At 44.9% G+C, this 14,026-nt stretch carries 11 protein-coding genes; 9 read left to right on the top strand and 2 right to left on the bottom strand.

Annotation, left to right across the window (positions count from 1 at the left end):
• The first annotated feature begins 242 nt into the window (after nucleotides 1-242).
• The 3 genes from ileS (at nucleotide 243) to A8C56_RS20110 (ending at nucleotide 5,205) form a co-directional block, all read left to right on the top strand.
• Entirely contained in the window at nucleotides 243-3,683 is a 3,441-nt protein-coding gene (gene ileS, locus A8C56_RS20120; RefSeq protein ID WP_067760085.1) for an isoleucine--tRNA ligase, read from the top strand.
• A gap of 6 nt (nucleotides 3,684-3,689) precedes the next feature.
• Nucleotides 3,690-4,565 (top strand): TraR/DksA family transcriptional regulator, encoded by an 876-nt coding sequence (locus A8C56_RS24200; RefSeq protein ID WP_084490303.1) that lies wholly within the window; start codon nucleotides 3,690-3,692, stop codon nucleotides 4,563-4,565.
• Between the two features lie 160 nt (nucleotides 4,566-4,725).
• Complete coding sequence (locus A8C56_RS20110) at nucleotides 4,726-5,205, top strand: YcxB family protein (RefSeq protein WP_067760082.1); 480 nt, start codon at nucleotides 4,726-4,728, stop codon at nucleotides 5,203-5,205.
• A 5-nt stretch (nucleotides 5,206-5,210) separates the two neighbouring features.
• On the opposite strand, the gene A8C56_RS20105 is transcribed toward A8C56_RS20110, so the two are convergent.
• Nucleotides 5,211-5,639, bottom strand: a complete 429-nt coding sequence (locus A8C56_RS20105; RefSeq protein WP_067760079.1) for a GNAT family N-acetyltransferase — start codon at nucleotides 5,637-5,639, stop codon at nucleotides 5,211-5,213.
• A gap of 164 nt (nucleotides 5,640-5,803) precedes the next feature.
• Between A8C56_RS20105 and A8C56_RS20100 the strand changes: the two genes are divergently transcribed.
• The 6 genes from A8C56_RS20100 (at nucleotide 5,804) to A8C56_RS20075 (ending at nucleotide 11,259) form a co-directional block, all read left to right on the top strand.
• The gene (locus tag A8C56_RS20100) at nucleotides 5,804-6,040 is read left to right on the top strand and encodes an acyl carrier protein (RefSeq protein ID WP_008587437.1); all 237 of its coding nucleotides are present in this window, start codon (nucleotides 5,804-5,806) and stop codon (nucleotides 6,038-6,040) included.
• Nucleotides 6,041-6,155: 115 nt separating this feature from the next.
• Nucleotides 6,156-7,406: a beta-ketoacyl-ACP synthase II gene (fabF, locus tag A8C56_RS20095; protein ID WP_067760074.1), complete on the top strand. Its 1,251-nt coding sequence runs from the start codon at nucleotides 6,156-6,158 to the stop codon at nucleotides 7,404-7,406.
• Between the two features lie 6 nt (nucleotides 7,407-7,412).
• Nucleotides 7,413-8,150, top strand: a complete 738-nt coding sequence (gene rnc, locus A8C56_RS20090) for a ribonuclease III (RefSeq protein WP_067760072.1) — start codon at nucleotides 7,413-7,415, stop codon at nucleotides 8,148-8,150.
• Nucleotides 8,151-8,161: 11 nt separating this feature from the next.
• Nucleotides 8,162-8,677, top strand: coding sequence for an LIC11966 family surface protein (locus tag A8C56_RS20085; RefSeq protein WP_067760069.1), 516 nt, complete (start codon nucleotides 8,162-8,164; stop codon nucleotides 8,675-8,677).
• Nucleotides 8,678-8,736: 59 nt separating this feature from the next.
• Complete coding sequence (locus tag A8C56_RS20080) at nucleotides 8,737-9,915, top strand: cysteine desulfurase family protein (RefSeq protein ID WP_067762324.1); 1,179 nt, start codon at nucleotides 8,737-8,739, stop codon at nucleotides 9,913-9,915.
• 144 nt (nucleotides 9,916-10,059) lie between these two features.
• Entirely contained in the window at nucleotides 10,060-11,259 is a 1,200-nt protein-coding gene (locus A8C56_RS20075; protein ID WP_067760066.1) for an aspartyl protease family protein, read from the top strand.
• Nucleotides 11,260-11,286: 27 nt separating this feature from the next.
• Here A8C56_RS20075 and A8C56_RS20070 read toward each other — a convergent pair whose 3' ends face one another.
• On the bottom strand, nucleotides 11,287-13,995 hold the full coding sequence (locus A8C56_RS20070) for an alpha-L-rhamnosidase (RefSeq protein ID WP_067760064.1): 2,709 nt from the start codon (nucleotides 13,993-13,995) through the stop codon (nucleotides 11,287-11,289).
• Nucleotides 13,996-14,026: the final 31 nt, after the last annotated feature.

Below are 14,026 nucleotides of genomic sequence, written 5' to 3'. Positions count from 1 at the left end.
GCTCCGTATGTTCATACGGGCGGCTTTTTTAATAGAATAATTAAGTGTTTCCTTTTAAGCTGAATTTTACTGTAAAATCAAATAACTGCCTGTCCCACAAGTCCCCTTTATGTCGCCGTATTTCCTTGGCCGCTGTGTAAGATGGCGTGCTTAGTAAAGCTGTTAAATCGTTTTTACCCTGGTTTTTGGTTGTTCCGTACCATAATTATATTTCGTACCTTTGCACTCATTTTTTGGTTAATATGAGTGTGAAATACAGAGAATTTACGGGTTTGAACCTGCCCTCCATAGAGCAGGAAGTGCTGGCAAACTGGAATGCAGAACAGGCTTTTGAAAAAAGCGTTTCCCTGCGCAACGGGGCGCCGTCCTTTGTTTTTTATGAAGGCCCTCCCAGCGCCAATGGTATGCCGGGTATTCACCATGTTATTTCACGCACGCTCAAAGACCTGGTTTGCCGTTATAAAACGATGCAGGGCTTCCAGGTAAAACGCAAAGGCGGCTGGGATACCCACGGGCTGCCGGTAGAGCTGGGAGTGGAAAAGGAGCTGGGCATTACCAAGGAAGACATCGGCAAAAAAATATCTGTAGAGGAATACAACCAGAAATGCCGGGAAGCGGTGCTGCGGTTTAAGGATAAGTGGGATGATCTTACCCGTAAAATGGGCTATTGGGTAGACCTGAATGATCCCTATATTACCTTTAAAAATGAATACATAGAAACGCTCTGGTATTTACTGAAGCAGTTATATAATAAGGGGTTATTGTATAAAAGTGTAAGCATTCAGCCCTATTCCCCTGCTGCCGGTACCGGGTTAAGCTCCCACGAGCTGAACCAGCCGGGTACCTATAAAGATGTAAAAGATACCAGCGCCACCGTGCTGTTTAAGGCCGTGCGTAATAATAAAAGTGAGTTCCTGTTTAAAGAAACCACAAAGGTCTCCCCCTTTGGGAGAGATACAGAGGGGGTTGAGGCCGAGCCTGCCGAAGTCTTCTTCATGGCCTGGACCACCACTCCCTGGACGCTGCCCTCCAACCTGGGGCTGACCGTTGGAGGCAATATTGATTATGTCCTTATAACAACCTTTAATCCTTATACCCACATTCCGGTAAATGTGATCATTGCCAAACCCCTCGTCAGCAAATATTTTAAGGCAGAAGGGGAAAATGGTGATTTTGAAAATTATACCCCCCTCTCTGGAGGGAGAGGGGCCGGGGGTGAGGTGCTGCCCTGGAAGATCCTCGCCACCTTTAAAGGCGATGAGCTGGCAGGCATTGAATATGAGCAGTTATTACCCTTTGAATCCAACTCCCTGGAGAAAATACAGGAAATTACTCCCGGAGCCACTCCTTTTAAAGTAATGGTGGGCGACTTTGTAACAACTGAAGACGGAACAGGTATTGTGCATACTGCACCGGCCTTTGGCGCGGATGACTATAAAGTAGGTAAGAAAAACAATATCGGCATTCTCACGCTGGTAGACCGTACGGGGAAATTTATTGACGGTACCGGTGAGTTCAGCGGCCGTTATGTGAAGGATTATAAGGATGAGCCCGGTTATGTGGATGTAAACGTGGATATTTCAGTAAAGCTGAAAAAAGAGAACCGTGCTTTTAAGGTAGAAAAATATGAGCACAATTACCCCCACTGCTGGCGTACCGATAAGCCGATATTATATTACCCGCTGGATGCCTGGTTCATCAAAACCACAGCATTGCGCAACCGGATGGTGGAGCTGAACAAAACCATTCACTGGAAACCAAAATCAACCGGTGAAGGCCGCTTTGGCAACTGGCTGGAGAATATGGTAGACTGGAATCTGAGCCGCAGCCGTTTCTGGGGCACCCCATTACCCATCTGGTCTACCGAAGATGGCAGCGAAATGAAATGTATCGGCTCTATCGGGGAACTGAACAGTGAAATAAGGAAGGCCAGCGAGGTTTTGGGCGGTGAAATCAATAAGAATTATCTGCATGAAGGCATCCTGGATCTACATAAACCCTATGTAGATGAAGTGGTACTGGTGAGCGATTCCGGCAAACCCATGCGCCGGGAACCGGATCTGATCGATGTATGGTTCGACAGTGGTGCCATGCCCTATGCACAATGGGGGCTGGACTATGATAAGTTAAAAGCCGGTGATCCGCAGCCGTTCAACCAGCCGTTTGACACCAACTTCCCCGCTGACTTTATCTGTGAAGGTGTAGACCAGACCCGCGGATGGTTTTATACCCTGCATGCCCTTGCAGCACTGTTGTTTGATAGCGTAGCTTACAAAACAGTAGTAAGCAATGGCCTGGTGCTGGATAAAAATGGCAATAAAATGAGCAAGCGGCTGGGCAACGTGGTAGATCCCTTTACTACCATCGAAACCTTTGGCGCAGATGCAACGCGTTGGTATTTAATTACAAACGCCTCTCCATGGGATAACCTGAAATTTGATATCGACGGTATAAAGGAAGTGCAGCGAAAATTCTTTGGTACCCTATACAATACTTACCAGTTCTTTGCGCTTTATGCAAACGTGGACGGGTTTACCTTCAGCGAAGCCCGGATTCCGCTGAATGAACGGCCGGAAATTGACCGCTGGATCATTTCTTCTCTTAACACCCTGGTAAAAGATGTTACGGCGGCTATGGATGATTATGAGCCTACCCAGGCCGGCCGGCTGATCGAAGATTTTGTGGATGAGCACTTAAGTAACTGGTATGTAAGACTTTGCCGTCGAAGGTTTTGGAAAGGAGAATATGAAGCAGATAAAATTTCGGCTTACCAGACCTTATTTGAATGCCTGGAAACCGTTGTGCGCTTAATGGCCCCGGTAGCTCCCTTCTTCAGTGATGCGGTTTTCCGTAACCTGAATGCCGTTGCCCGGCACTTTGACGTGGAATCAGTACATCATGCTCTTTTTCCCAAAGCAGATGAAGCAGCCATTGATAAAGCGCTGGAAGAAAGGATGCAGCTGGCTCAGGATATTTCTTCATTGATCCTGTCTTTACGCAAAAAAGTGAACATTAAGGTGCGTCAACCGTTACAAAAGGTATTAATTCCTGTGCTGAACCCTTCTATGAAAGAACAACTGGAAAAGGTGGAGGAGCTGATCAAATCGGAAGTTAATATTAAGGAGACAGAATACCTGGTTGATACCGAAGGATTTATAAAGAAAAAAATCAAGCCCAACTTTGTAGCGTTGGGTAAAAAGCTGGGCCCTAAAATGAAAGCGGTTTCGAATGCACTGGCTGATTTCGGTCAGGAGGATATCAGCAATCTGGAAAAGAACGGACAGACAGAACTGGATATTGACGGCGAAAAGATAACCATTCAGAGCAACGAGGTGGACATCAGCAGTGAAGACATCCCCGGATGGACGGTAGCCAACAAAGGCGCCCTCACCGTGGCGTTAGACATTACCATTACAGAAGCCCTGAAACAGGAAGGCGACGCGCGGGAATTTATAAACCGTATTCAAAAAATAAGGAAGGATAGCAATTTTGATGTAACTGATCGTATTTCAGTACAAATTGACACAAATCCTACATTAAAAAATTCGTTAAACACGTATAAAGACTATATTTGCGCAGAAATTTTGGCAGATGATCTGGATTTTAGTCCGATTACATCAGGTGGCGCTGAAATTGAGGTGAACGAACATAAGTTATATACGATTGTAACAAAAAAAGGGTAACAAAAGATGGCTACAAAGAAAAAAACAACCACTAAACCAACCCGTTCAGCAAGTAAAAAAGCGGCGCCGGCAAAACCTGTCCGTTCCGTAGGCGGAAAAGTGGCCGCTGTAACAAAAAAAGCGGGTAAGCCCGCCGTAAAAGCAGCAGCAAAGCCGGCCCGCCCGGCAGCAAAAGCTGTGGCTTCCAAAAAAGCGGCAAAGCCTGCGGCGAAAGCAAAAGCTGCGGCAAAAAAAGCTGTGGTTAAAAAGGCTGCGGCAAAGCCTGTGGTAAAAGCTAAGGCCCCGGTTAAAAAAGCGGTAGCACCTCCCGCAAAAAAAACAGTTGAAAAAAAGTCGACAGTAAAAGAAACTCCCATAACAGAAAAAATAGTGGCAAAAAAAGAAGATAAAAAAGAAGCAAAAGCTCCTAAAAAGGTAGTGGTTCCCAAACTGTCTACTAAGAGTTCGGTAAAATATCAGCCGGATTTTACAAAGAGTGTCTTGGATACCCCTGCGGTAGAAAAAGCTCCATCAGTAGTCCGTTATTCCGATAGCGACCTGGCCGAGTTTAAAGAGATCATTTTAAAAAAGCTGGATGCAGCTAAAAAAGAGCTGGCTTATTTACAGGGATTGATTACCCGCAGGGATGAGGGCGGCGATATGGATGAAGGCCGTTATATGACCATGGAGGATGGCAGTGTAAGCATGGAGCGGGAACAGCTGAGCCAGCTGGCCAGCCGCCAGATCACTTTTATTGATCACCTTGAAAAAGCGTTAATGCGTGTAGAGAACAAAACCTATGGCATTTGCCGCGTAACCGGTCATTTAATAGATAAGGCGCGTTTGCGTGCAGTGCCCCATGCCACTCTTAGCATTGAGGCCAAATCAATGATGAATCGTTAACAGAAATGTAATAGAACAGTATAAAAAGCGGACCTTTAACCGGGGTTCGCTTTTTATTTGTACTGACCGGGGATAAGTATTTTTTTCAGACCGGCTGTGATTTCTCCGTTTAACATTTATCTTTAGCCCTGCAGCCCCTTCCGCTTTAAACAATAAAAATATGACGATCAATTTTGGTTATGATAAAAAGCAGGTAATACAGGCATTGCGCTATCATTTCATTTCCAAGAGAGAGATCAGGATCATGATTATCCTGGTAAATGTATTTGCAGCCCTGGCGCTGGTATTGTATGCACTGCATAAAATAACGCCCACAGCCTTTCTGATCAATTCATTTCTCTGGTTGTTGTTAATGATCAGTCTGTGGTTTGTGCTTCCCGGCCTGGTTTACAGAAAGGCAGCAACCTTTAAGCATCATTTTACCATGTATTTTGATGACAATGACTTTACGCTGGAGCATTCAAAAGGTAAAAGAAGCTGGCCTTATACTGTATTGGCCGGTTATAAGGAAAGCCCTCATTTTTTTCATTTGTATTTTGACGAACGGTCTTTTTTGCTGGTGCCCAAATCGGCCTGTGGAAACAGTGAGGAGGTTTCCCGGCTCCGGCATCTGTTAATGAACAAGGTAAAAGGCAAATAACGCCGTCAGATGTATTTTTTCATAATGACGTGGGGGATCGTCAGATTTGTAAACTCATTGCTCGCTTCCCGGTACCCCATTTTTTCATAGAAGCCGGATGCATTCTTGCGCGCCTGCATCGATATTTCGCGGTAGCCCATATCCCTTGCAATGTTTTCCGCAAACTGCATCAGGGCTTTACCGATTCCCTTCCCCTGCAGATCATTCAGCACCGCCATCTGGCGCAGTAAAACAATCCGGTCTGATTGTTTTACAAGCATACAGCATCCCAGCATTTTTTCATCTTCAAAGGCACCGATCAGCACATTGTTTTTGTCGGCATTAATATCTTCCTCCGTTAATACCAGCCCCAAAGGTTTCCGCAGAATTTCATTGCGGAGATCTACCATTTGCTGGTATTCTTTGGAACCATGATCTATAATCTTTAATGCCATAAAACCGTCTCATTTTAGTAAAAATCATAGGTCGTTGCAGGTACTTATTTATTTTGTAAATTAAGGATTTTTAAGCGTTTCAATACATTTTTAGTTTTTTTTTTCTTTTTGTGCATTTTTACCCAAAAACTCTATTTTTGCAGCAATAACTAAATTAATAAGATATGTCAGACATTGCATCAAGAGTTAAAAAAATTATCGTTGACAAACTGGGCGTTGACGAAGCAGAAGTAACTAATGAAGCTTCTTTTACAAATGATCTGGGTGCCGACTCACTGGACACCGTAGAACTGATCATGGAATTTGAAAAAGAATTCAATATTTCTATTCCAGATGAGCAAGCCGAAACAATTACTACTGTTGGTCAGGCTGTATCTTATTTGGAAGAACACGCCAAGTAATTGATTGGAGTTTAGCCAAGCTTGGCTTTGGTAAAGAAACAAATACACCGCCTTTGACTGTGGTCTTCCATAATTAAAGGCGGTTTTATCATAAAATAATAAGGATAACCAGTTTATGGAGTTGAAAAGGGTAGTTGTAACCGGAATGGGTGCATTAACACCGTTGGGCAATACAGTTGATGATTATTGGAACGGGTTGATTAATGGCGTTTCAGGTGCTGCACCCATCACCTTATTTGATGCCAGTAAATTCAGAACGAAATTTGCCTGTGAAGTAAAGAATTTTGACCCCACGAATTTTCTTGATAAAAAAGAAGCCCGGAAAGTTGACCGGTTTACCCAGTTTGCATTGATAGCAAGTGACCAGGCAGTAAAGAATGCAGGCCTTACCAAAGAAAATATAAACCCGGATCGTGTAGGCGTTGTTTTAGGAAGCGGTATTGGTGGGCTGATCACCTTTCAGAATGAAGTGATTGATTTTGCCAAGGGGGATGGCACCCCCCGGTTCAACCCCTTCTTTATTCCTAAAATGATCCTGGACATTGCTGCCGGGCAGATCAGCATGCGGCATAATTTCCGCGGCCCCAACTATGCAGTGGTAAGCGCCTGTGCCAGCAGCACCAACGCTATGATAGACGCTATTAATTTATTGCGCCTGGGCAAAGCGGATATCATTGTTACCGGAGGAAGTGAAGCGGTTGTAAGTGAAGCAGGTGTTGGAGGTTTTAATGCCATGAAGGCCATGAGTGAACGGAATGATGATCCGGCAACAGCCAGCCGCCCGTATGATAAAGACAGGGATGGTTTTGTAATGGGGGAAGGCGCAGGCGTATTGGTCTTTGAAGAGCTGGAGCATGCCCTGAAACGGGGAGCTACTATTTACTGTGAAGTAATTGGCGGCGGCGCTACTGCTGACGCCTATCATATTACGGCCCCGCACCCGGAAGGGCTGGGAGCAAAGAATGTAATGATTGCTGCGTTAAATGATGCGGGCATTACCCCTGCCGATGTAGATTATATTAATACGCACGGCACATCCACACCCCTTGGAGATATTGCCGAAACCAAAGCGATCCTGGAAGTATTTGGTGCGCATTCTTATGATATGAATATCAGCTCTACCAAAAGCATGACCGGCCATTGCTTAGGTGCTGCCGGTGTTATTGAAGCGATCGCCTGTATCAAAAGTGTTGTACATAATATTGTGCCCCCAACCATTAATCATTTTACTGACGACCCGGAACTGGATCCCAAATTGAACTTTACCTTTAACAAGGCACAGGAGCGGGAGGTGAATATTGCATTGAGCAATACCTTTGGCTTCGGTGGGCATAATGCCTGTGTAATAGTAAAAAAATATTCATAGTGTTCTGTGAATTTTATAAAAGAGCTTTTTAAGGGAAAATCAGATACCGTTTTAAAAAAACAGTTACGGAATATATTGGGTTTTACACCTGATAATATATCCCTGTACAAAACAGCGCTTACTCATCGTTCATTAAAAGAAAATGTAGATGAGAACAATGAACGGCTGGAATACCTGGGCGACGCTGTTCTGAGCGCACTTGTAGCCGATTATCTGTTTAAAAGATATCCTTACCAGGGAGAAGGCTTCCTTACAGAAATGCGCAGCAAAATGGTGAACCGGCAGCAATTGAACGAGGTGGCGGTTAAAATGAACCTGAAAAAGATCGCTAATTTCAATAAGCTGGATCATACATTAAGGGGAAGCCATATTTTTGGTAATACACTGGAAGCGCTGGTGGGTGCTATTTACCTGGATTTAGGGTACAAAAAAACCAGCAAATGGGTATATGATTATATTATTTCCCCGCACATGTTTATGGATGAACTGGAAACGAGGGAAATCAATCATAAGAACAAGCTCTATGGATGGGCAAATAAGCTGGGCAAATCATTAGAATTTACCACTATTGAGGAAAAACTGGAAAATGGCCGCCGGCTGTTTACCATTGGCGCAGTTGTTGATGGTGAAATAATTGCCCAGGGAAAAGCGTTTAATAAAAAAGACGCTTCTCAGATTGCGGCAAGCCTGGCTGTTCATTCCTTGGGGATCAGCAATAATGAGGAAGGCGTTCCGGCACAATAAAATTTGCGCACATGAAAAAAGCACTGATTGTTACAACAGTTTTGCTGGGTTTTCTGGTTATAGCCTGCTCAACTCCCGGCAAGAAACAATTTACCGATGCTGTATCATATGATCAATTCATTATTGATCGCATGGAGCAGATGCAGCAAGCCTTATTTGCGGTACAAAGAGTTACCGGAAGCGATAGCTCCGGTGCACAGGCTGATATAGGCAGTTATATAACCCGGATTGATTCGGTAACAAAGACCCTCAGAGAGCTTCCTGATTTTAACGGGGATACCGGTTACCGGGACGCTGCCGTACGGCTTGGCGAATTTTATAAAAGATCCATTAACGGGCCTTATACTGAAATAGCGAGCATATATAAAGAAGAGAAAGATACAGCCCAGGCAAACAGCCGGGTTGATACGATCATCAGCCGGCTTCAGCAGGAGGAAACCGCCGCTGATAATGATTTTATTAAGCAGCGTAATGCTTTTGCTGCAAAAAATCATATTAAAATAGAACCGGCCATTCCTGCTGAGTAAAGCTGCTTTTGACTAATTTTAAAGGCGCTGCACCCAATATACCGCAGTGTTTTATTAAAATGATCCGTTTTCCGATCTATCTTGATAACTGTGCCACCACACCCTGCGATGAAAGGGTGGTAACCGCAATGCTGCCCTACTTTACAGATCATTTTGGAAATGCATCCAGCAGGAGCCACCCGTTTGGATGGAAAGCGGCCGCGGCAGTGGAAGAGGCGCAGCAACAGGTCGCGGATCTGATCGGGGCCGGTGCTGATGAGCTCTACTTTACTTCGGGGGCTACTGAAAGCTGTAATCTGGCATTAAGAGGGGTAAGCACAGCCTATGCCGGTAAAGGCAATCATATTATTACAACAAAAACAGAACATAAGGCAGTACTGGATACCTGCAGGGAGCTTGAAAAGAAAGGAATAGAAATCACCTATCTGGATGTACCGGATAACGGGCAAATAGATCCGGATGCTGTAAGAGCTGCCATACGTCCGGCTACTATTTTAATTGCACTGCAATGGGCAAATAATGAAACCGGTGTTGTAATGCCGGTAAAGGAGATCGGCAAGATTGCCTGTGAGCATAATGTTTTGTTTTTTTCTGATGCCACCCAGGCCGCGGGAAAAATACCTGTTAATGTAAAAGAATCCAAACTGGCCTTAATGGCCTGTAGCAGCCATAAATTATATGGACCTAAGGGGGTGGGCGCCTTATACATCAGCCGCAGGAACCCACGGGTTACAATAACTCCCCAGATAACCGGGGGCGGGCAGCAAAAGAATATCCGCAGTGGTACACTGAATGTGCCGGGTATTGTTGGCTTTGGCAAAGCCTGTGCGCTTTGTGCCGGTGAAATGCAGAATGAGTATTCCCGCCTTTTAAAACTGCGTAACCGGTTAGAAAAAGGCCTTTTGTCTCTTCCTGATACTTATTTAAACGGGGATGCCGCCGCCCGGCTGCCCCATGTAAGCAATCTTTCCTTTGATTACCTCAGCAGCAGCCAGATTATAACGGCACTTGGCAAGGACATTGCGGTGTCTTCCGGCTCTGCGTGTACTTCAGGGTCGCTGGACCCCTCCTATGTTTTAAAAGCAATGCATCAGCCGGACCACCTGGCAAAAGCTGCTATACGCTTTTGTTTAAGCCGTTTTACAACGGAAGAGGAAGTGAGTTATACGCTTCAGTTTGTAAAAGATACCATTACCCGGTTAAGATCAGACAGCCCGGCCTGGCAACTGAGAGAATAAATTTTTATGTAACTTTAGTAAGAGATAACATTTTTATTCCCTGATGGCCGTTAAGAGAAGGCCAGATTACGTTGCTGCCGTTTTTTAGGTAAATGCCTGCAGCAGCAGAACAGAGCATGTTATAGCTGCTATTAATAATATTGAATGATCCGGTTGCTATTGATAGGTTTAACGTTGCAGCTTGCCTGTGTATTTTCTGCAAAGGCCCAGGAAGAATTTGTTGATCCGCCAAGCACGCTTTTAACTACGGTTCATTTTGAACAATTTATTGGCGGCGTCATTGTCTTTAGAGCATTGCTTGATGATTTTAAGGACTCGCTTTCCTTTATTCTGGATACCGGCAGCGGCGGCATTTCATTAGATTCTACTACTGTTGCAAGCCTGAATTTAAAGCCGGGCGCTCCTGAAAAAATGATCCGGGGCATTGGCGGTATCAGGAAGGTGGGCTTTCTTAAAGAACGCCGTTTGACCATTGGAGGTTATGAAATTGACAGCCTGAATTTTCATATTATTGACTATGATGTGCTCACCTCCTTATACGGAAGAAAAATAGATGGCATTGTAGGCTATTCTGTATTGAGCCGTTTTATTGTAAAACTCGATTATGATAAACAGGAATTAAGCCTTTATACACGCGGAGTATTTAAGTATCCGAAAGGAGGATATCTTTTAAGGCCTTATATAAGAATGCTTCCTTATTTAAGAACCGGCATTAATGATGCCCGCAAACGGAATTTTAATTATCTGTTTGACATCGGGGCAGGGCTTACCGTTTTATTTTCAGAAGATTTTATAAACGACAGCACTTTTTTAAAATCCAGACGCAAACGCTATTTAAAGCAGGGTGAAGGATTGGGAGGCAGGGTAGATATGTATTTAACGGTAATGAAGTCATTGCGGCTGGGCCCTTACAGGTTCAAAAATGTGCCCGTAAATATTTTCAGCGATGATTATAATGTAACGTCTTATCCTTCCCTGGGAGGCCTTATAGGAAATGAGATCTTCAGGCGGTTTAATGTGATCCTGAATTATGATAAACAGCAGTTTTATTTAATGCCCAACCAGTTTTTTAACGCTCCTTTTGATTATGCTTATTCCGGTATTGAGCTTTACCTGATCAATGGGGTAGCTGTTACGGGCAAGATACCCGAAGACTCCCCGGCCGCCAAGGCGGGCCTTAAGGAGGGAGATGAAATTATTGCCATTAATAATAAGTTCGGGATGACGCTGGACGATCTGAAACAGGCTTTACTGGCTACCTATGGAAAAGTAAAGATCATTTACAGGCGCAACGGGGAGCTGCAGACTGCTACAATGAATGTGATCAATATCTTAAGAAAGTAAAACATTTTCCGGGTACAGCAACAACGGCTATTTGGCCGGCCTGCTCTGCATGGAAAACCGGTATTTGCCGGAGCCGGTCTGCACCCTGATATAACCTTCTTCGTTCCCCAGGCTTTTTATTTCTTTTACAGACGTCAGTGGTTTGCCCGATTCTGTAATTGCGGAAGCATCAGTAGCCGGAAGAAAAATGGTAGCCGTGGTATTTGCCGGCACTTCCACATCTATTGTAATTGTACTGCCATTTACCGTCCAGCCTGCCGATGCCGTTCCGTAATAGGTTTTTAAAGCAGCAGACGCCTGTTTAAATCCCCCGCCGATATGCGGCATCACTTTTATATGTTTATAACCGGGCCCGTCTTCATAAGTGTCCAGTCCCACCATTTTACGATACATCCAATCCCCGATGGCTCCGTAAGCATAATGATTAAAAGAGTTCATCCCTGGTGTCTGAAAACTGCCATCAGGCTTTATGCCATCCCAGCGTTCCCAAATGGTAGTAGCGCCCATTTTTACGGGGTACAGCCATGAGGGATAGGTTTCCTGTAATAACAGGTCATAAGCAACATTGCTGTAACCAAAGCGGGTTAAAACATGGCACAGGTAGGGCGTTCCCAAAAAGCCGGTGGTTAAATGGTTACCATAGCTTTTTATATTGTATACCAGCCGCCGGGCGGCCTGTTCCCTCAGGTTTTCAGGCAGCATATCAAAATACAGGGCTAATACATAGGCTGTTTGGGTGCCGGAAACCAGTCTGCCGGAAGGCGTCATGTACTCTTTTAGGAAGGCGGCTTTAACGGCATTTAACAGATCCGAATAGGCTGCAGCATCTTCTTTTTTGTCCAGCACTTTTGCCGCGTTGATCAGCAATTGAACAGAGTGTGCATAAAAGCATTGTGCAATAAGGTATTTATCTGTAACTGCTGCCCGGCCATCGTTATCATCGCCGGGGCGGTAAAACAGCCAGTCACCAAAATGAAAGCCGGTATTCCACAGATCATTACTGGTGGTTTTACGAATGCTTTCCACATAATTTTTCATACTGTTATATTGGGCGGCCAGTGTGCGTTTATCACCATAAGCCAGGTATAGCTGCCATGGAACAATGGTGGCTACGTCTGCCCATCCTGCACTATTGGCGCTGTTGCCAAGAATATTGGGAATTACAAAGGGAACACGGCCGTCTATCTGGTCGGCAGCTACATCCTTCAGCCATTTGGCAAAAAAATTGTTGACACCTCTGTTAAAAGAAGCGGTGCGGAAGAAGGCCTGTGCATCGCCCGTCCATCCAAGGCGTTCATCCCGTTGCGGGCAATCCGTTGGTACGTCTAAAAAATTGCCTTTTTGTCCCCATTGAATATTATGCTGCAACTGGTTAATAAGCGGATTGGATGTTGTGAAAGTTCCGGTGGGTTCCATATCTGAATGCAGTACCACTGCTTCAAAATTATCTGGATCAGGCGTACCGGGGTATCCTTCTATTTTTACATAACGGAATCCCTGCCAGGTAAAATGGGGAAAGAAGGTTTCTGTTGCGCCCCCCTTTAGCACATAGGTGTTTTTCTGCTTTGCAGAACGAAGGTTCTCTGTATAAAAATTGCCCGCTTTATCCAGCACTTCTGCATGAAAAAGTTTTACAGAGTCTCCGGCATTACCGGTCACTTTCATGCGTACCCAGCCAACCAGGTTCTGACCAAAATCCAGCACGGTTTCCCCTTTGGGTGTTTTTATCAGTTTAACGGGTTTCAATACCTCGTGCGCTTTTACGGGTTCATTATAGGTGGCCAGCAGGTTCTCTTTTGTAAAGGCGGCTGTTTTGGCAGCAGCCCAGTCGTCATCCTTATACCCGGGCTGCATCCATCCGGTTTTGTCTTTACGCGCGTCTATAGTTTCTCCGTTATAAATTTCAGAATAGGTAATGGGGCCGGTAGCCGTTTTCCAGGAACCGTCGGAGACAATGGTTGCTGTAGTGCCATCGCTGTAGGTAATAGTTAATTGCAGCAATAAGGCGATATCCTTCCCGTAAAAATTATTCTGTTTCTCAAAGCCAATAAAACCACGGTACCAGCCGTTTCCCAGTATAACGCCCAGCGCATTGGTGCCCTGTCTTAACTGATCCGTAACATCATACACCTGATATTGCAATCTTTTTTTATAAGAGGTCCAGCCAGGGGTAAGATAGGCATTACCGATCCTGTTGCCGTTTAAAAAAGCTTCATACATTCCGTGAGAGGTAATATATATGGTAGCCCTGGCAACTTTTTTGACGGAACTGAATATTTTACGGAATAAAGGGCAGGGGCGCATTGTGTCATCTTCTGTATAGCCCGGCTCAATCCATTCTGCCTTCCAGTCTGCCGGGTGCAGCAATGCCATCTGAAAACTGGCAGCAGGACTCCAGGCGGATGGCTTGCCACTGTTATCCCATACGCGCACCTGCCAGCTGTATGGCTGACCGCTTTGCAAAGCGGGGCCTTTATAAGCAACGTGCACGGAAGAATCCGAATTTGTTTTTCCACTGTTCCACACCGGCCGGCCATTGGCGGTCACTTTTATTTCATAGGCGGTCTGTAAGGTATTTCTTTTATTATTTTCCAGCTGCCAGCTAAAACGTGGCTGAAGCACATCAAGCCCCACGGGATCAGTAAGGTTTTCTGTACGCAGGTTCTTTACAGTGGATTGTGCGCCTGTGCTCAGTGAACATAGCACGGCTATAAACACAAAAAGAATTTTGTTCATAAAGCAAGTTTGTATCTTTTACCAAATAAAC

It is taken from the genome of Niabella ginsenosidivorans (genome assembly GCF_001654455.1).
Classification (GTDB): Bacteria; Bacteroidota; Bacteroidia; order Chitinophagales; family Chitinophagaceae; genus Niabella; species Niabella ginsenosidivorans.
Note: the sequence above shows the minus strand (reverse complement) of the source record. Positions and strands in the feature narration are given on the sequence as shown.